Raw genomic sequence first — 19508 nt, 5'->3', positions numbered from 1 at the left:
TGGTTTCATGTTGAACTTGCTTGGCGGACTCATCGCTTACTGTTTAAAACCAGAAAAGCCATCTCTAAATATCACAAGTACCGAAAAGACGGGGCTCATGGCGATTGCTTAAACCGATCTCAGGTTAATTAAGCGTTTACGTTGAAAAGGTAAAAGCACACTCTGGCATTAAAGGAAATGAAAGAGCGGATACGCTGGCAGTAGATGCAGCGAGAAACGATATCGACTAACACAACAATGCGGCTTGTAGGGGTGATACCTACAAGTCTCTATTACCTGTTATTTGCGTTTTTGTAGATAACATATAACTGAAGGTGGATGCGATAGGAGTGTGATAGGTGATAGCGTGTAGTAGTTATTTCTAACAAACTGTTTCCTTGAAGTTTATTACGAAGGGGATAATGTTTATGCTTTCTTGGACTCTGGCTGACACCAAAGAATAAAAGGGTGCTAGAAATCCTAGCACCCAGGTAAACACGTTATAGGGGGAGTTTACCAAATTACATAAAAGTTAAAGTTTCCCTTCACTGCCACACATATGAATCTTATCCATCACGACTTGTTTCATCGCTGCTTTACCTGGAGTGATATATTTCCGCGGATCATTCGCATCCGGATGCTCAGCAAAATGCTGCTTAACAGCATTTGAGAAGGCGATTTTCAGTTCAGTTGCAACGTTGACTTTGCACACACCTAAGCCAATACAGCGGCGAACCATCTCATCAGGCACACCTGAAGCACCATGTAAAACAAGCGGAATATCAACCACTGAATGGATCTTGTCCAGACGGTCAAAATCAAGTTTTGGTTCTGCTTTGTACAGGCCGTGGGCTGTCCCAATTGCCACTGCTAACGAGTCAATCCCAGTACGACGCACAAACTCTGCTGCCGATGCAGGATCTGTCATGAGCGCATCGGCACTATCGACGATCAGGTCATCTTCTTGTCCCCCCAAACGACCCAGCTCAGCTTCAACACTCGCGTCAAAGCGGTTGCAGTATTGAACTACGGAACGTACGATTTCTATGTTTTGGTCGAAGGCATGATGAGAGCCATCGATCATCACAGAGCGAATGCCGTGATCCACCTTAGTGCGGATATCCTGCAGATCTTCATGGTGATCAAGGTGCAAAACGAGTGGGATTGAGTGTTTATGCGCAGCTTCTTTACAGATACTAATTAGATAATCGGTACCTGCATAATCGTAAGTGCCAGGTGTGCCAGCAAGGATCACGGGAGAGCCCATCTCTGATGCTGTCTCGACGATAACCTGTACCGTTTCTAAGTTATGGATATTGAATGCAGGAACTGCATAGCCACCGAGTTGAGCACGTTTTAGCATTTCACGAGAAGATATTAGATACATAAAGCCTCCTGACTTGGTACGGGTTTAGTTTCGAATACAAGACGTCCGTTAACCCAAGTTTTTGTAATTGAGAAATCTGATTGAATTGCCACCATAGAAGCGCGTTTACCCATTTCTAAAGTGCCTAATTGATGTTGTAAGCCTAATGATTCAGCTGGGGTCAAAGACGCCATCAGCCACGCTTGCTCAAGTGGAATGTTGAGCCAGCGCTGAATGTTTTGTACTGCCGTTAGCAAGGTCAGTGTGCTACCAGCTAGACTGCCAGAATCTGTTGTGACGACCCCATCTCGCATTTGCACTTGGTATTCGCCGAGGGTGTACTCACCATCTGGCATGCCCGCTGCACACATCGCATCGGTAATTAATGTCATGCGAGTGCCACAGCAACGGTGAGCGACGTCGATAGCCGCAGGGTGAACATGATGGCCGTCGGCGATCATCTCTACATAACTGTTAGGATTAAGAAGTCCGGCACCAACCACGCCCGGATCGCGGTGATGCAAACCACGCATACCGTTGTAGCAATGGACGATGCCACATGCCCCTGCATCGAGAGCCTTCTGAACTTGATCGTAACTGGCATCAGTGTGTCCAAGCATCACTCGCACGCCTTGTTCATTGAGGTAGCGGATAGCCTTCAAAGCCCCCGTCTTTTCGGGAGCCAGAGCGACCTTAAGTAACTGGTTATCGCTATAAGAAATCCAGTCATCAAGCTCTTCAACTGATAAATCTCGAAACCATGCTGTAGGGTGTGCGCCACGATTTTTCTCTGTAAAATATGGCCCTTCTAAATACGCCCCAAGAAGCTCAGCACCGTCAACGCCCTTCCGCTTACTTTTCGCAACTTGTTTTAGCGCACATCGAATCTTTGCCACTGGCGCTGTCACGGTTGTAGCAACAAAGGCTGTAACGCCAAGACTTGCAAAGTAACGTGACATAGTATTTAGACTATCATGGTTGGCATCCATGACGTCGCAGCCCTGTGCCCCGTGGACATGACTGTCAATCATGCCAGGAAGCAAACTCACGGCGCCCAAATCTATAAAATCTACATGCTGCTGAGGTTTGAATTGCTCAATAACATCAATAACTCCGTCAACATTAACGGTAATTAAGGCATCGTTAAGCCAGTTATCACCATGTAATATCCGCTGAGCACGATAGCTCCGCTTCACATTAGTGTGTTGTTCAGATTCCATCTTCTTCTACCGTATCCGCGATTAGCGCTCTTTGTTCCATTTCCGCAGCCAATGAAGTGATTCCTCTATACCCACATTCAACAGCTTGCTTGCGAAACTCGACCAGGCTGAGTTCATCTCGTTCAAGTAACATTTCCGCTGCCATCTGCATATTGGTTCCTGTTACCACTTCAATATCGTCTCTTTCCTGACTCAGAAGTGATGCGGTACGAAATGGCGTACCTCCCAGCAAATCAGTCAGAAAAACAATACCTTCGCCAGAATCTATTTCTTCTATCGCTTCTCGAATCGCTTTTTCAAGCTGTGGTGTGGTTGCCTCTTCCGGGAAGTCGATAAACTTAAACTGAGGCTGTTCGCCAATGACTTGGAACACTGCTTTTGCCAGGCCTGAAGCGAAGCCACCGTGACCAGATAAAATTACTGCAATCATTTCAATTTCCCTTATTGAGGCTGATTACTCAGCCCCGTTTATTCTGTGGATACAAGTGTTATAGGAAGCCCATAAAGCGACCAACAACACCCAGGGCGACAGTCAGGCCAATCAGTTTGAGTGGACTCCAGCCTCGCTTAACCAAGGCGTACATTACTAGGGTGTAAACAAGAGGTAAGAATGCGGGCATCAGTTTGTCGATGACGTCTGCTTGCAGTTTTACCACCGCGTCACCCGCGGTGATTTCCGCTGTTGTTGACAGGCGAACATAGGTCGCAACTAACGCGCCGATGACAGTCATACCGACCATTGAAGCGGCGTGACCGACCTTCTTTGTGTTGGCTTTGATCACTGGGATAGCAGCAACACCCATACGGTAGGCGTAATGTGCCAGACCAAAACGAAGACCAAAGTGCACTACGTTAAACAGTACGATAAAGAACACAGCCCCCATGATTGAGCCTTGTAATGCAAGGTCAGCACCGATACCACCACAGATAGGGAGTAGGGTTAGCCAGAACATCGCATCACCGATACCACCCATGGGTGCACCAACCGCAATCTTGGTACTTTGGATACTGTTGATGTTCTGTTTTGAACGTTCCATCGCCAGTACTATACCCATAACGAATGTCACCAAGAATGGGTGGGTATTGAAGAAGCCCATGTGACCTTGCATTGCCTTAGATAGGTCCGCTTTATTAGCGTGAATCTTTTTCAGTGCAGGGAGTAAGCCATACAGCCAGCCCGAAGCCTGCATACGTTCGTAGTTGAAAGATGCTTGGAGCAGTAGTGAGCGCCATGCCATGCGGTTAATGTCCGCTTTAGTTAGCTCTGCGCCAATTTCCTTGTTTTCATATTCATCTTGAGCCACGCCTGGAGCGGGTGGCACATCAGCGTTTTGGCTACGGAGGTCGAGTTCGTTGCTTACATTAGATTCCATCATCAAAGTCCTCAGCTGGTGCAGTTACTGGTGTTGGTTCGGTTTTGCGCATAAAGTCGATGATTGCCATAGCCGTTGCAACAGCAGCAATCGCTAGGATTGGGAGTTGTAGCCATGCGGCTGCAACAAAACCAAGAATGAAGTACGGGATGTAGGCATTTTTCATCATGATCTTCATCAGAACAGCAAAACCGATGGCAGGCATGATGCCACCCGCGACACCTAAGCCGTCGATAAGATCTTTCGGTAGGATTTCAACCATCTTTCCTGCGTGTTCAGCTCCAAGGTAGACTGGTAAGAATGCGCATAAGAAGTAGAAAGTACCCAGTACAGCTAATGCCATGTAGTTAACGCGTTCAATACCATTGATATCTGCATCTTGCGCGTACTCATCACACTTAGACATGACCGCTGACATTGCCGAGAAGAGTAGAGTGATACCCATTTGCACAGCGACCGCAAAAGGTACCGCGACACCAACCGCGACATTAGGTTCAACTTTTGTGGTGATAGCGAAAGCCGTACCGACGATGGTACCGATGATGACGTTTGGTGGCTGAGCGCCTGCAAGCGGTGCAAGACCCATCCAAATCAGTTCTAGCGTACCACCGACTAAGATACCGGTTTGCAAGTCGCCTAAAATTAGACCAACAAGCGGCCCAAGTACTACAGGGCGGTGGAAGTGAGTGAGACCGTTGAATAAATCTAGGCCAGCAAAGAAGGCTAAGATGCCGAGCATCAACGCCTGTAAGAGTCCTATTTCCATGGTTGGTGTCCTTATTATTAGATAAGAGTAAAGAGGTCTGTGGCACTTTCAGTGGGTACACCTTGCATGGTGCATTTCACTCCTAGTGCTTTTAGTTTTTCAAATTCCGCCACGTCTTCAGTTCCGACTGAAACCGTTTTGGCAATTTGTTTTTTCCCTTCTACGTAGTGCATGTTCCCTACGTTAATATTGCTAATGGGTACGCCACCTTCGACCAATTGGCGGAAGTCTTTTGGTGTGCGGCATACAAGAAGAATTCGTTGACGATCAGACGCTTTATGGATGGTGTCGATGGCCTTTTGCACGTTCCAGAAACGGATGGCAATGCCATCTGCCAGCACCATTTCCATCAGGTTTTGTTGAATGGTGTCTTCAGCCACTTCGTCATTGACGACGACCACAATATTTGCATCAGCAAAACCGACCCACTGCACGCCAACTTGGCCATGAACTAAACGCTCATCAATGCGACTTAATACGATATTTGGCATGATTAATTCCTTCTAAAATTCGTTAGTTGTTCAATGGGTAAATGGTGACGCCTTGTACGACACGGTTTACCTCACCAGTCGGACATGGGTTGTCAGGGCCAAAACCCAGCTGGAGTGATTTTTCAAACGCCAAAATTTGACAGAACAGTACGTAAGGGAAGCAGAGCCATTGATCGCCAAAACCCAATTGACCAAGTTCAAAGACATCTTCTTCATTGAGTGCGCTTTCTGACATCGCGATGTGAGCCAGTGTTTGTTTGTCGCGACGGATTTCATTGAACAGGTCTAAATCGTACTGACGGGTGTACGCGTCGCTAGAAAATAGTTGGATCACCAGCGCGTTATCATTGATGCTGAACTTAGGCCCGTGACGGAAACCCAGCGAAGAATCAAAGGTGGTCATCACTTTGCCAGCGCTCAATTCCAGTGATTTCAATGACGCTTCGCGAGCAAGGCCAGCAAAACCGCCGCTGCCAAGTACAATTAAACGATCATAAGGCTGCTGAGCGATTTGTTTGATGGCTTGCGGCCACTGTTGCAGTTTGTTGTCACATAAGTGGGCTGTGGCTTCGATTCGCTCACGCCATTGTGTAGGCGTTTGATCGCTAAATAGGGTGAATGCCGACATCAACATACAGGTGAAGCTTGACGTCATGGCAAAGCTGTTATCGTTTGAGCCTTCAGGCATCAGTAAGCAGTAAGCGTTATTGGCACTTTCGGCATAACGAGCCAATGCGCCTTCGCCATTACAGGTTAAAAAGAGGTGGTGGCAATCAGGAATAAGCTGGTCAACTAACGCTACAGCGGCGACGCTTTCAGGGCTGTTACCAGAACGAGCAAAGGAAACCAATAGTGTTGGTCGGCTGCTATCGAGATACTGTTCTGGATTCGAGACAATATCCGTGGTTGGAATCGATTCGACTTGGAAGCGTAATCCAGCCTGAATAAACGGAACCGCGGCGTCTCCTACGAAAGCAGACGTGCCCGCACCTGTTAAAATGATGCGCAGATTGGGTTGAGCTAGTCGTGGGTTTAAGAAAGCACTGACGGCATCATATTGCTGCTCTAAAATATCAGCCAATGCACGCCATAGACGCGGCTGGTGGCTAATTTCTTTTGCGGTATGAATGCCATTATGTTGCTCTAACCATGGCTGTTCGTAGCTTAGAAATAGGTTCATTACATCGTCTCCTTGCAAACTACTGCATTGGAATAACAGGCTGCGGAATAGACCTCAGTCACTTCCATGATCTTGTGAATTACAATGTCAGCGGGATGGTTTCCAATTTGTTGTTGAGAAATGGCCTTAGCCTGATTTGGTAGATATTGGCTAAGGATCGTGACTGGCAACGGACTGGCAGTCAGGTTGTCAAATAAAGCCTGTTGCGCCGCTTTCACTTCTGGATGAGTCCAGTAGTAGCGAATGCGGTCGCTTAAGCTGTAGCTACAATCAAGAAATTGCTGGTGGCCTTTGCTGGCGTAGTGTGAACGCCAGTAGTTAGGTTGTTCGCGCATCACTTGCTCAATGGTGTCTCGCAGGTGTGAGGCATGGTGCGTCCCTAACCACTCTTTTTCCGCTCGGTCGAGTCCATATAACGCTTCTCGCAGGGCAAACGTTAAAGCTGGGCCAACTTTTAAAATCGCAAAGTGATCACGCACAAGTTGGTGGTAAGCCTGCGGGTTTTGGTAGTCAGTGGAATGTGCTTCGAAAACGAGGTTCGGCTGGCTGTCAATCATACGGCTGAGTGATTGGGCTTTTTCACTCTCGTAGTGGTGCACGTTGTGATGGTCAAATTCGACACCCGGTTGCACCACAAGACCAATGACGCGTGGCCACACATAGCCAAGGCCTAAGTCGCTAAAAGCTTGGTGATGAGCATCCAATGTCGCAAGCGCTTGCTCAGGCTTAGTTACTTCAATGCACTCTTCCTGCAACGATTCAAGCGCGCCGCCCGGAGTGGGTACTTCCGTTCCGACTACATAAACAGGTGCTTCACCACCAACGCTTTTCCAAGCCCTTTCCGCAACCACACACAGCTGTGCGGCACGCTCTGCCATGAGTTCTTCAGTAAGAGGCAACTGGTCATCAGCACATGGCATAGAGCAGTCGAGGTGAATTTTCTTAAAACCAGCACAAATGTAGTCATAAATCATCTGAGCTGAATATTCCATTGCCTGGCTTGCAGACAGGTTTTGCCAACAGTTTGGGCCAAGGTGATCACCACCCAACACCACGTTATCCGCTGGGAAATTGAGACGTTCAGCTAAAGAGAGCACATGGCTGGAAAAATCTTGCGGTGTCATTCCTGTATAGCCACCAAACTGATTCACCTGATTAGATGTTGCTTCTATTAGCACCAGTTGTTGAGCTTGTGCCGCTTGTTTAATCGCAGCTTCAAGAACTAGCGGGTGCGCTGAGCAAACAGAGTAAATACCCGTTGATTGGCCTTGCTTATGCTGTTCAATTAGAGAAAGTAACGCTTTCATTTTTATTCCTAGTTAATTGTTTGATCGGCAATAATCACTTCAACACCCATCTCAATAAGCGTTCGGTGCGTTGCATGGGGAATATTGCTATCGGTTACCAATACATCAATTTGGTTTGCTGCGCGGATCATGCAAAAGCTTTTGCGGCCAAATTTGCTTGAGTCCGTAACCGCAATAACTTGGCGAGCGACTTCGCACATAGCTCGGTTGACTTGTGCTTCTTGAGTGTCCGGTGTAGTCACGCCAGCCTGTAGATCAAATCCGTCCACACCCAGAAACAGCTTGTCAAAAAGGTAAGAACGGATTTGTTGCTCTCCATGATTTCCAATCAATGAGCAAGACGCTCGACGAAGGCTTCCACCGACAACATGAAGGTCGATGTTTTCGAATTGACTAAGTTGATACGCAGTATTGAGTGCATTGGTCATCACAACCAATTGTTGCTTGTTCGCCAAATACTGTGGCATTAGACCTATCGTGGTTCCAGAATCTAAAATAACCGCTTCGCCATCATAAATAAGACCTGCAGCTGAGCGAGCAATTAACTGCTTAGCACTTCGGTTCATTTGGTCTTTTCGGTACAATGGCTGATCGAAGGCAAAGTTAGGATTGAGCGTAGCTCCGCCATAACAACGGAATACACAGCCTTCTTTCTCGAGCAAATTCAGGTCATGGCGAATAGTTACGGCAGATACATTGTACTGTTCTACAAACTCGTCTACTTTTCCTGAGCCATGGCTGCATATATATGCCAATATTTTTTGTCTTCGTTCTGCACTGGTCATTTACCAAACCCTCTTTCGTTACGTTTCACTTGGTGTGTGAAATGTTTCGATTTTCTTTTGATTAGTATTAAAGCAGGACAGATGAAGTAAAAGTGAAAGCTAGATCACAGTCAGTTTTCTTTCGGTTTGGACTCAAAAAACCTTTCACTTGACAGAAAGTGAAAGGCTAGGCTTTCACTTTTTGCCTAAATTTGTACTTTGTAAGTACCATAAAAGCTGACTTTTACTATTTTAAAGCTGAAAGAATGAATGAATCCGCCCAATTGATTAGGTTTCGAAATACAACCTGTTTGAGATCACAAACTGGAACATCAGTGAATTTTTATAGCGTAATAACAGCTAAATCAGCCGGAGCTTGGCTGGTTCAAAAAATCACGTTATAAGCACTAAAATGGATTTATAAAGGAATACTAAGGAGTGAGATTATGCGACGATTCGAACATCAACACCCAATGCTGTAAGGTGGTCGACATAGCTTTGATGGATACCGCTATCAGTAATTAATATGTTCAGTTGTTCTGGACGAGCAATCAGACAAAAGCTTTGACGGTCAAACTTCGACGAATCTGTTACCGCAATGACGGTTTGAGCAGCCTCTAACATTTTTCGGTTAATATCAGCCTCACCTTGATGAGGTGTCGTAATTCCTGCCGATCTATCAAACCCATCGACTCCCAAGAACACCTTATTGAACCGATAGCTAGTGACTAAGTCTTCTCCACCGACACCATGAACTGAGTAGGAATTTTTACGCATCGTGCCACCAGTCACCATAACAGTGACATTAGTTTTATTGGCAAGGTGATAGGCGATATTGATACCGTTGGTCATGACAACAAGGTCATGCTTAGCGTCAAGATGGTAAGCAATCTGCTCGGTCGTCGAGCCTGAGTCAAGAATGACTTTATCGCCATCAGCAATAAGAGATGCAGCGTATTCCCCGAGCTTAGCTTTGATACTACTGTTGAGCTGCTTCTTATCATTCAATGGACGCTCAAAAGCAAACTGATTATTTAGCAGCGCACCCCCATAACATCTTTTTACACAGCCTTGTTTCTCAAGATAATTGAGATCATTGCGAATCGTAACCTCTGAAACATTATAAAGTTCAGAAAAATGGTTAACTTCGCCTTTTTGGTGATTTTGAATGTAGTGAAGGATCTCTTCACGTCTTTGGGCTGTGGTGGTCATAGGGAAATACTCCGACAAGTAAACATTTTACTCTAACTAATTTCTGCAGAGGGCCGAAACAAGTGCCTTAATTCATTGTGTAACGCAGTGTCCCTCTAAGATAGGTAATTAGACTCTTCGTTTGTCTCAATGCATTCATCTTTAACTCAATCCCAACCAAAGTGGTTTTCGTATTCAGGGTATTGAATAATGGTTCCTCACGTCTCGCCATTCTCTGAAATCCTTAAGACATCGTCAATCTCGACACCGAGGTGTCAATCTTGCTTCCGATCTTAACATTGAAGAGCGAATCTAGTGAGCGAAGGAAATGCAGTGCAGTTTATTAAGCTCACCAACCTTTTTTGTAAATAAGGTGGTGTTTTACTGCTCTTTGATTGAAAACTAGTCCTCAGTAGGTGAATTTGGCGATGATGATTGACATAACTTTGTTCATCGACAATCACGCTTGTACTTGAGTAAGCTGAAGTGATAGCTGACGGTTGGTATGAGTAATGACGAGGATACTATGTGAATCTTGCTTTTTTGAATATTTATGCGATCTAACAATGGGGGAGCCAGCGTTACGTTTAAATAAATATTATGCTACCGATTTTGTATGAGAGTTTAACTCCGACTGATAAGTGTCGTCCCCCTAAGAACCGTACGTGCAACTTTCACTGCATACGGCTCAAGCCTCCACAAAGGCATCGTATGATACCCAGCAACTTAGAAAGCAATTAGAGCAGGAACGTGCCAAGAGTGCGAGCTTGCCTTTTGGACTTTCTCTTTGCCAAGTAATCTCGGTATTGAGGGGCAAATGGTGTTGCCGCACTTCGGATTTTCACGTGTCTCTCTATAAGCACTTTGGCTATTTTGAAACAGATTGAATTGGCAATCCATATTCATGATCTTCTGCCAACCGTGAAATTGCCATTGACCTTGACGGTTGATGAAGTATTTAAGAGCGATCCAAGTTCTGGATTTTGTTGGATGATGCCTTTTAGCCCAGTGCCATAACGTATGGAATAGCTTGTGACCTACATATCCTAATACCTGTTTAGCCACGCAGTTTCGATAGTAATTCGACCAGCCCCTGAGTTTCAGATTTATCAACTTGATTAAATCGTTAACGGGGATGGTTGCGTGCTTTTTGATGAGTTCACGCAAGTTACTCAAGAACAGCAGTGTGTTGGATTTGCTCGGTTTAATGAGCAATTTCCCTTTGTACTTCCTATGATTAAAGCCTAAGAAGTCAAAACCACGGCTGATATGGGTAATGTGCGTTTTCTCTTCGGAGAGTGTTAAGCCTCTTTCTGCTAAGAAATCAGCAATCAACGGTTTAATATCGTTCTCCAGCACTTCCTTTGAAGCACAGGTGACGACGAAATCGTCGGCGTATCCAATAAAGTTGGCTCTAGCACCCTTTTTTAGTGCAGTAGACTTTATGCGTTGCTCAAGCCCTGCAAGAGTCATAAGCATCAAGGTCGGAGATATGACCCCACCTTGTGGTGTTCCCTCGTCAGTGCGATAGAACAACCCTTTGTCCATAAAACCAGACTTTAACCATTGTTCCAACATACGTTTATCTACAGCAATGTTGTCCACATTTACAACTAAACACTGTTTAGTAAAGCCCGTGATTGCTTCATACATTCAGCTAATAAAACATCCCTTACACTGCTTATAACTTAATCATAACAGCTTATAGGTGGTTATAAGTCATGAGTACTAATGCAAAAGCTTGGGTTGAACAGGTTGTTCTTCCTACTTACCCAACGGGCAAGGTGGATCCCAATCCGCTGTTTTTAGAGAACCGTGTTTATCAAGGTTCATCGGGTTCCGTTTATCCTTACGGTGTAATTGATAGCATTACGGATCAAAAAGTCGATCAAAGTTATCAAGCGGTATATATCGAAAATGATTATATCAAAGTCATGCTACTGCCTGAACTTGGTGGGCGCATTCACCGTGCGTATGACAAGGTAAAAGGCCGTGATTTTGTGTACTACAACGAAGTGGTTAAACCCGCTCTGGTTGGTTTATTAGGGCCGTGGATTTCTGGTGGTATCGAATTTAACTGGCCGCAACATCACCGCCCGACGACCTTTATGTCGAATGATTTCACCATTGATCATGATGATGATGGCGCTGTGACAGTGTGGATGGGCGAAGTTGAGCACATGTACGGTTTGCAAATCATGGCGGGCTTTAAGGTTTACCCAAACAAAGCCCTGATTGAGATCACGGGTAAAGTCTACAACGGTAATGAAACGCCCCGTCAATTCTTATGGTGGTCGAATCCCGCAGTTAAAGGTGGTGACGATCATCAAAGTATCTTCCCGCCTGATGTCACCGCGGTATACGATCACGGTAAGCGCGATGTCTCAAATTTCCCAATCGCTACGGGCGAATATTACAAGGTAGATTACTCGCCTGGTACCGATATTTCGCGTTATAAAAATCTGCCTGTACCGACGTCTTACATGGCAGATAAATCGGCTTACGACTTTGTGGGCGCATACAGCCACAACGAACAGGGCGGTTTGCTTCATGTTGCCAATCACCATGTCTCTCCGGGTAAAAAACAATGGACCTGGGGTAACTGCGACTTCGGTATTGCATGGGATCGTCAACTCACCGATACCAATGGCCCTTACATTGAATTAATGACAGGTGTGTTTACCGACAACCAACCCGACTTTACATGGATCGATAGTCATGAAGAGAAGGTGTTTGTTCAACACTTCTTGCCATACAGTTATCTTGGTAATGTGCATAACGCCAATACTGACGTGGCGATAAAACTTGAACGCTCAAATGGCAAACTAGAGTGGGCAGTTTATGCCATTGCGGAAATCACTGATTACACTATGGTGATTTCAGACGGCAAGAATACAGTGTACGAAACGTCATTAACCATGATGCCGGGTGATACTCGCCAAGGGACGTGCTTACTTGATGGTCAATGTGTCAGTCTTGTCGGTCAGATCGAACTCACAACAACTAACCGCTTAACCATGACGGTCACTTCTGCAGATGGTTTCAGCACACTGTCTTATAGTGAACATGTCGCTTCGGCAGATGAAATAACACCAGATCCCGCCACGTCACCTGCATTACCCGCTGACGTTGACAGTGTCGAAGCCTTGTATTTCATCGGCCAGCACCTTCAGCAATACCATCATGCAACGCGAAGCCCAGTTGATTATTACCAGGAGGCGTTAAAGCGCGATCCGAACCATTACCAAACCAATGTGGCAATGGCATCACTGGCGTATGAAGGTGCCGATTACCCCGCAACACTTGCCTACACCAGTGCTGCATTGGCACGAGCTCATCAGCTCAATAAGAACCCGCTGTGCGGCAAAGCTAGCTACTTGCGTGGTTGTGCAAATGAGAAATTAGGCTTTTTAGATCAGGCCTTTAGCGATGTTTTTAAGGCTACATGGAGTGCGAACTGCCGTGATACTGGATTTTTCGCCGCCGCCCGTATTGCGACCAAGCAATCTCGTTGGGGGGAAGCGCTGGATTATACGAACCGAGCTTTACAGCTTAACGGCATGCATTATCAAGCAGCGACACTGAAAGCACACTTGCTGATCACGCTGAACCGTGCCAGCGAAGCGGCTGCTTTTATTAAAGCACAAAAAGTGATTCAGCCGCTGGGGTATGGGTTGGCTTTCGAGCAATACCAACTCAGTCAATCAACCTCCGATTTAGCGTCATTCAAGCATTTAATGAACGGGCGTGAAGCCAATGCGATCCATCTGGTGAATTTCTATTTATCGATCGGTGCAACAAATAGTGCAAAAGTCGTATTAGCTCAGAGTGATAGCCAAGGAGCGATGACTTATATTTACCAAGCTTATTTATCTGATGAGCACACTAGCGCCGACTCTGATCTAAAAACTGACGTTAAAACAAGTGTCACAACTTGGTTAGACTCGGCGGCAGAAACCTTCGCTGATAACGTGTTATTCCCCAATACCTTGACAGAAATTAGTGTGCTGGATGCCTTCCCCAATCATTACTTTACTCAGTATTTGTTGGGTTGCTTCTTTTACGCCAAGCGTAATTATTCTCGCGCCGTACACCACTGGGAAAAGGTCTTATGCCTAAATCCTGACTATGCGCCGGTATTACGTAACTTGTCGGTTTATGCATACAACAAATGCAAAGATTCACAGAAAGCGATTGATTTGATGTCGCGTGCGTTTGCACTTTCGCCTGACGATGCTCGTATTTTGTACGAGTTAGATTTCCTTCATCAAGCTGTAGCGACCGAGCCAACAACGCGATTAGAGCTTTTGCAATCGCACTTAGAGGTAGTTGCCAGACGGGATGATTTAACCGCAGAAATGCTCAACTTATACAATATCACAGGGCAGTTAGAGCAGGCTGCTGAGTGTTTAGCTACAAGGCAATTTCACCCGTGGGAAGGAGGAGAAGGACGCATTACTGGTCAGTTTGTCGTGAACAAATTACGCACCGCTCTTGGCTTAATAAACCAACATGCGTATACCGAGGCAATTGAATGTTTACAAGGTGCGCTGCATTACCCACATAACTTGGGTGAAGGGCGTTTAGTTGGGCAAACCGATAACGATCTGTATTACTACCTAGGTTATTGCTACCAAAAGCTAGATCAACATCAACTGGCTGCTCAACATTTCAAGTGTGCTACACAGGGTAAACAAGAAATAGGGCAAAGCCGTTATTATAACGACCAACCTGCTGATTACTTGTTCTATCAAGCCGCAGCACTGTATCAGTTGGGTGATACTGAAAAAGCGGTTTCATTATATGAAAATATGGTGGCGTGGGCTGAAGCGGAAGCTGACACACCCGTTGAGACGGACTTCTTCGCGGTATCACTGCCTGCTTTGATTGTGTTTGACGGTGATTTACAGGCCGAGCATCAACAGCATTGCTTATTCGTAAAAACAATGGGGCAGCTAGGGTTGGCGTTGATAACCGAGCAGGGCAATCATATTGCGTACAGCGCAGAAGAACACGATACAGATAAACAATTAACGTTTGAACACACCTTGCAGGCATTGTTAACCCAATCGCCAGCACATACTAAAGCGAACTTATTTAAAGAAGTCGCGCAACATCGCTACGCCTTTGGCCGTTACGGTCAAATGTAATGGATAGGTCACCTCAGGTGATCTATCGCCTGAGGTGACCACAAAACAATAACTTGAATAAACGTGTACCTCTACAAGGATTGATTATGAGTAAGACAAGCGATCAACTTAACATGAGAAATATCTGGCTCATCAGCCTAGTTGCTGCCTGCGGTGGGTTGTTATTTGGTTACGACTGGGTGGTTATTGGTGGGGCAAAGCCCTTCTATGAAGCCTATTTTAATATTACTAGTGCGTCGTTGTCTGGTTGGGCAATGAGTTCAGCGTTATTGGGTTGTATGGCAGGGGCGTTCATCGCAGGTACTGTCTCTGACAAATACGGGCGTAAACGTCCTTTGATCTTAGCGGCACTCTTGTTTGTGATTTCTGCTTGGGGCACCGCAATGGCAGGCAGTTTTAATGCATTTATTGTCTTTCGTATTATTGGCGGGATAGGGATAGGTTTAGCCTCAGCGTTATCACCTATGTATATCGCCGAAATTGCACCTGCGGAAAAACGTGGTAAGTTTGTGGCGATTAACCAGCTAACCATTGTTATTGGGGTATTAGCGGCGCAAATCATTAACTTGGTGATTGCAGAACCTGTGGCAACTGGCGCAGCACAAGCTGACATTTTACAATCATGGAATGGTCAAATGGGTTGGCGTTATATGTTTGGTGCAGAATTGGTACCAGCACTCGCGTTTTTACTTTTGATGTTTGTGGTGCCTGAATCGCCACGTTGGTTAGTGAAAATGGGAATGGCAAAAAAAGCCAAAGGCACATTACGTCGTATTGGTAGTGAAAGCTATGCTAGCCGCACCGTGGCAGAAATTGAAAGTACACTGTCAGCTGAAACCCGTTCGCTACCTTTTAGTGCGTTGTTAAAGCCAGATGTAAAACCTATTTTAATCATTGGTGTGGTGTTGGCAGCGTTCCAACAGTGGTGTGGGATCAATGTGATTTTCAACTACGCCCAAGAGATTTTTGCTTCCGCTGGGTTTGACATTAACGACACCTTGAAATCGATTGTAGCCACGGGATTAATCAACCTAGTCTTTACGATTTTGGCGATTCCGTTTGTTGATAAAATCGGCCGTCGTAAATTAATGATTGTCGGATCATTTGGCCTAACCATTATTTACGGCTTAATGTCTGCGGCTTATGCATTTGGCATGTTAGGGCTTCCTGTGTTGTTATTGGTGCTGGTGGCTATTTCTATCTACGCACTGACTTTAGCGCCAGTGACGTGGGTTTTGTTATCTGAAATCTTCCCGAACAAAGTACGTGGTACAGCCATGTCGGTTAGCACGCTTGCACTATGGGTGGCGTGTTTCGCACTCACATATACCTTCCCATTGCTTAACGCAGGGCTAGGCGCATCGGGTTCTTTCTTACTTTACGGTGTTATTTGTGCTTGTGGCTTTGTTTTCATCTATCGCCACGTGCCAGAAACCAAAGGTCGTTCATTAGAAGAGTTAGAGAAAGAGTTGGTGGCTCAATCCGCTAATTTAGGCAAAGAAATAAAAGCATAACCAATACAAATAACCATAACTAAAAAGATCACCGTTAGGTGATCTTTTTTATGCGTGAAACAAACTATCTAGCTCCTGTTCAACCCATAAATAGCTCATGCCCATCACTCGTTCTATTTGGCTTAGCTGACCAAACGACACCAGTGTTTGATCTTGGCGGCGGGCATTCTTATCTTCAAACGGATTCGTGAGTGTTTGATCTGTGATCGTATTCAACCAAGGTTGACCCAAGGCACAAGTGTTGCCGTACAGAATGATTTTATTGATGTTTAGGGTGATCAGAAAATTATACAAAGCTTGACCAAGCACTATTGCGGCGCGTTTAGCGACATCTAATGCGATAGGATCGTTTTGTTGGTAGCGCAGAACAAAATCATCAAACGTGAGAGCTTGTTCTTTTTCTATCATTGCCTCAAGTGTTTGCAGGTAGTGTGTAATCTCACTCTTATGATCCGCCTTACTTTGACTGTGTAACGCAGATTGTTGAGAGTAGCGCTCGCACAAGGCTTTTGAACTGGCTTCGGTCTCTAAACACCCTTCTCGGCCACAACCGCAAATAATGCCGTTATTTGCGACTTTAGTGTGACCGATTTGTCCACTACCAAACATTTTTCCGCGGTAGATATTATTGTTGATCAGGAACGAAGATCCGATCCCGTAATCGATATTCAGTGCACAGAAATCTTGCCTGCTGTGGCCACCTAACCATTTTTCTGCTAATGCCATCATTACACAATCATTATCAACTAGCACATCAACACGTAAGCGTTGTTCGAGAATGTATTTAAGCTCTATGGATTGTGTCCATGGGGCTTGTGGCATTCGCATTGACGATCCAACATGAGTATCCACTTGCCCATGTACTGCAATCGATAACCGATAAGGTGTGGTGCGGTTTATTTGGCGACAAGCAACAATCACAGTAACTATATCGTCGATGAGTGCCTCTGGCGTAGCAGGGGCGATGGCTTGATTGATGAACACAGAGCAAGGGGTCATTTCATTATCGACCATGATGGCCTGAATACGAGTCGGGGACACGTTAAGGCAAATGGTATCGGGGCGATGGCGCGATACATTGTACAAGCCTTTAAAGTTGCCCTTGCTTACGTCTGGCGACACGGTATTTTCAACGCGACCTTGATCGATTAATGCATCAATGATCTTGGTGATTGCTGGAATGCTTAACTGCGTTGCCTGCGCTAGTTGTGACTTGGTCATCCCTTTGTTTTTATACAGCAACTCCATGATGATACGGCAGTTATATTGTCGCACCTGTTGGTTGTTAAGGCCCTTATGGCCATTGAACCCTAAGGTATTGGTCATCATTGTTTGTCACCACCTAATCAAAGTCGCTCAATTGGCCGCATGATTAACCCTATTAATAAGCACCTTTAGGAATCAGCGTTTAGTAATAAGTGTTTAGTAATTCCTGTGACCTCGCTATCACTTAACGAACCATCACCCACTTACAGTCGCTTCTAAGCCGGTTGCAGGTTAATTAGCAAGTAGCATGGTATCACAACGGTAGAAGGGTTAATTTATGGCAATTCACACACTCGAAAATGACACATTAAAACTGATAATTAATGAGTTGGGTGGGGTTATTGATGCCTTCCAATACACGCATAACAATAAATGCAATCAAGGTGAAGAACATGCTTTCAATATTCTGAGACCACGAACAAAGCTGAGTGAAAATAATGCGGGAGAAGCCAGCATGTTCCCTATGGTGCCCATGGTGAACCGCATTAGAGGTAATAGCTTTGAATGGCTAGGACATCAAATAACATTGCCTATTCATTCACAAATAGATCCCGATTTCTTTTTACACGGTGATGGTTGGTTAACCCATTGGCAACTGTGTCGACAGAACCAACAAGAGTTATGGCTAGAATTAGCGATGACGTCAGACATTAAAGGCGTGTGTCACTACCAAGCCAAGCAGCGTTTTCAGCTTGAACAAGACAGCCTGATTGTAACCATGACAGTGACCAATCTTAGCGAGGAAGCCTTTCCATTCGGGGCGGGTTTCCACCCTTTCTTTCATTGCTTACCGGATACGCGTGTGCAATTCCCTGCGCTTGGGTGGTGGCGAGAAGATGCGACTTATCTACCAATAGACTATACAAGCGTTATCCCTCCCCTATACAGTTTTGAACGAGCGAAGCCTATTCCAAAAATATGGCTTAATAATGGTTACCGTCTGGATAAATCAGGAGTAAAAGCCACATTAAAACACGGTAACGGCTTATTGGTAACGCTTATCAGCCCGTGTAATTACCTACAACTGTATAAGCCTGTAGGGCAAGCAAGTTTTCTGTGTTTAGAGCCTCAAAGTCAAGCGGTCAATGCACATGCTTGTTTATCGTCATTATCCTCTTCTCACGGTAATTCAATTCATGAAAGCTTGGGACTTACCATACTTGAAATGCATCAAAGTATGGAGCTCACTATGACCATCAAAATTGATAGTAGTTTATATAGGCTTAATTCTAATGCTTGATAAAATTCAATTAGATGGCTACTTAAATACATCTTTTATGTCATTAATTTATAGGTACAAGGTAACGAGTGCCGCCTATAAGATACAAGTGTTTTTATGTACAGAAGCAAAAAAAGAATGGGGAGCAATAACGCTTCCCATTGTCATTTTTACCGTTGTTGATAGCACTACTTTTCTTTGATAGTTTCACAACCATCAGGAACGGTGATAGTAAATGCGTCTTTGTCTGTCTCTTGCGCCGCTTTCACATCCATTTTGTATTGAGTGCATATACCTACACTTACGTTGACCGCTCCCGTTTCTACCGATGGATTACCTCCAAGCGATCCACCACCTTGAAGGTGATACTAAGGTTGTAAGTAATATAAGGGTGTTTGTCGTGATGTTCTTCATAGTTGCTCCTGATTGGTGTTGTAGTGGTCAACTAAAATTGGCCACGGTTTGAGAGTTTTCCCAATATAATCGTTCTGATTCATTGGGAGTTAAACCACCGTTATACTGATGTGGTCTGAGTTGGCAGTAATATCCGATAATGTAACGGGTAACCTCTCGTTGAGCCTCAGCGAAGCTACGATAACCCACAGTTGGCACCCATTCCGTTTTCAGACTTCTAAAGAAGCGCTCCATCGGCGCATTATCCCAACAATTTCCTCGGCGAGATAAACTCTGTTTTATTTGAAAACGCCACAGCAATTGACGGT

At 45.1% G+C, this 19508-nt stretch carries 15 protein-coding genes and 4 pseudogenes; 5 read left to right on the top strand and 14 right to left on the bottom strand.

The window, feature by feature from the left end; genetic code table 11:
• Together EYW48_RS19010 and EYW48_RS19005 are read left to right on the top strand one after the other, a co-directional pair.
• Positions 1-112 (top strand): annotated as a pseudogene (locus EYW48_RS19010) (IS982 family transposase); the annotation flags it as partial.
• A 22-nt stretch (positions 113-134) separates the two neighbouring features.
• Positions 135-230, top strand: a pseudogene (locus EYW48_RS19005) (RNase H family protein); the annotation flags it as partial.
• A gap of 281 nt (positions 231-511) precedes the next feature.
• On the opposite strand, the gene EYW48_RS19000 reads toward EYW48_RS19005, so the two are convergent.
• The 11 genes and pseudogenes from EYW48_RS19000 to EYW48_RS18950 all read right to left on the bottom strand — a co-directional run.
• Positions 512-1366 (bottom strand): tagatose bisphosphate family class II aldolase, encoded by an 855-nt coding sequence (locus EYW48_RS19000; RefSeq protein ID WP_172533011.1) that lies wholly within the window; start codon positions 1364-1366, stop codon positions 512-514.
• On the bottom strand, positions 1357-2565 hold the full coding sequence (gene nagA, locus EYW48_RS18995) for an N-acetylglucosamine-6-phosphate deacetylase (protein ID WP_274680534.1): 1209 nt from the start codon (positions 2563-2565) through the stop codon (positions 1357-1359). The genes EYW48_RS19000 and nagA overlap by 10 nt, the downstream gene beginning before the upstream one ends.
• Positions 2555-2995: a PTS galactosamine/N-acetylgalactosamine transporter subunit IIA gene (gene agaF / locus EYW48_RS18990; protein ID WP_274680535.1), complete on the bottom strand. Its 441-nt coding sequence runs from the start codon at positions 2993-2995 to the stop codon at positions 2555-2557. Before agaF ends, nagA begins: the two co-directional genes overlap by 11 nt.
• 58 nt (positions 2996-3053) lie before the next feature.
• A complete protein-coding gene (gene agaE / locus EYW48_RS18985; protein WP_274680550.1) occupies positions 3054-3938 on the bottom strand; it encodes a PTS N-acetylgalactosamine transporter subunit IID in 885 nt (294 codons plus the stop codon).
• On the bottom strand, positions 3928-4704 hold the full coding sequence (agaW, locus tag EYW48_RS18980) for a PTS N-acetylgalactosamine transporter subunit IIC (protein ID WP_274680536.1): 777 nt from the start codon (positions 4702-4704) through the stop codon (positions 3928-3930). The genes agaE and agaW overlap by 11 nt, the downstream gene beginning before the upstream one ends.
• A gap of 17 nt (positions 4705-4721) precedes the next feature.
• Positions 4722-5195, bottom strand: a complete 474-nt coding sequence (gene agaV / locus EYW48_RS18975; RefSeq protein ID WP_274680537.1) for a PTS N-acetylgalactosamine transporter subunit IIB — start codon at positions 5193-5195, stop codon at positions 4722-4724.
• Positions 5196-5217: 22 nt separating this feature from the next.
• A complete protein-coding gene (locus EYW48_RS18970) occupies positions 5218-6375 on the bottom strand; it encodes an SIS domain-containing protein (RefSeq protein ID WP_277432863.1) in 1158 nt (385 codons plus the stop codon).
• Positions 6375-7682, bottom strand: a complete 1308-nt coding sequence (locus EYW48_RS18965; RefSeq protein WP_274680539.1) for a D-tagatose-bisphosphate aldolase, class II, non-catalytic subunit — start codon at positions 7680-7682, stop codon at positions 6375-6377. Before EYW48_RS18965 ends, EYW48_RS18970 begins: the two co-directional genes overlap by 1 nt.
• An 8-nt stretch (positions 7683-7690) precedes the next feature.
• Entirely contained in the window at positions 7691-8467 is a 777-nt protein-coding gene (gene agaR, locus EYW48_RS18960; RefSeq protein ID WP_274680540.1) for a transcriptional repressor AgaR, read from the bottom strand.
• Between the two features lie 423 nt (positions 8468-8890).
• Positions 8891-9658 (bottom strand): transcriptional repressor AgaR, encoded by a 768-nt coding sequence (gene agaR / locus EYW48_RS18955; protein ID WP_274680541.1) that lies wholly within the window; start codon positions 9656-9658, stop codon positions 8891-8893.
• 705 nt (positions 9659-10363) lie between these two features.
• Positions 10364-11242, bottom strand: a pseudogene (locus tag EYW48_RS18950) (group II intron maturase-specific domain-containing protein); the annotation flags it as partial.
• Positions 11243-11358: 116 nt separating this feature from the next.
• Between EYW48_RS18950 and EYW48_RS18945 the strand changes: the two are divergent.
• Both EYW48_RS18945 and EYW48_RS18940 read left to right on the top strand, forming a co-directional pair.
• Entirely contained in the window at positions 11359-14787 is a 3429-nt protein-coding gene (locus EYW48_RS18945) for a DUF5107 domain-containing protein (RefSeq protein WP_274680542.1), read from the top strand.
• Positions 14788-14873: 86 nt separating this feature from the next.
• Entirely contained in the window at positions 14874-16301 is a 1428-nt protein-coding gene (locus tag EYW48_RS18940; protein WP_274680543.1) for a sugar porter family MFS transporter, read from the top strand.
• A gap of 48 nt (positions 16302-16349) precedes the next feature.
• Here EYW48_RS18940 and EYW48_RS18935 read toward each other — a convergent pair whose 3' ends face one another.
• Positions 16350-17630 (bottom strand): ROK family transcriptional regulator, encoded by a 1281-nt coding sequence (locus tag EYW48_RS18935; protein ID WP_274680544.1) that lies wholly within the window; start codon positions 17628-17630, stop codon positions 16350-16352.
• A 214-nt stretch (positions 17631-17844) separates the two neighbouring features.
• Here EYW48_RS18935 and EYW48_RS18930 point away from each other — a divergent pair, with 214 nt between their 5' ends.
• Entirely contained in the window at positions 17845-18807 is a 963-nt protein-coding gene (locus EYW48_RS18930; protein WP_274680545.1) for an aldose 1-epimerase, read from the top strand.
• 167 nt (positions 18808-18974) lie between these two features.
• On the opposite strand, the pseudogene EYW48_RS18925 reads toward EYW48_RS18930, so the two are convergent.
• Positions 18975-19191 (bottom strand): annotated as a pseudogene (locus EYW48_RS18925) (hypothetical protein).
• A gap of 36 nt (positions 19192-19227) precedes the next feature.
• On the bottom strand, positions 19228-19508 hold a 281-nt coding region (locus EYW48_RS18920; protein WP_277432862.1), incomplete at its 5' end, for an integrase core domain-containing protein.

The organism is Vibrio sp. 1180_3, assembly GCF_029478545.1.
Taxonomy (GTDB): Bacteria; Pseudomonadota; Gammaproteobacteria; order Enterobacterales; family Vibrionaceae; genus Vibrio; species Vibrio aestuarianus.
This window is presented reverse-complemented; position numbering and strand designations above follow the sequence as displayed.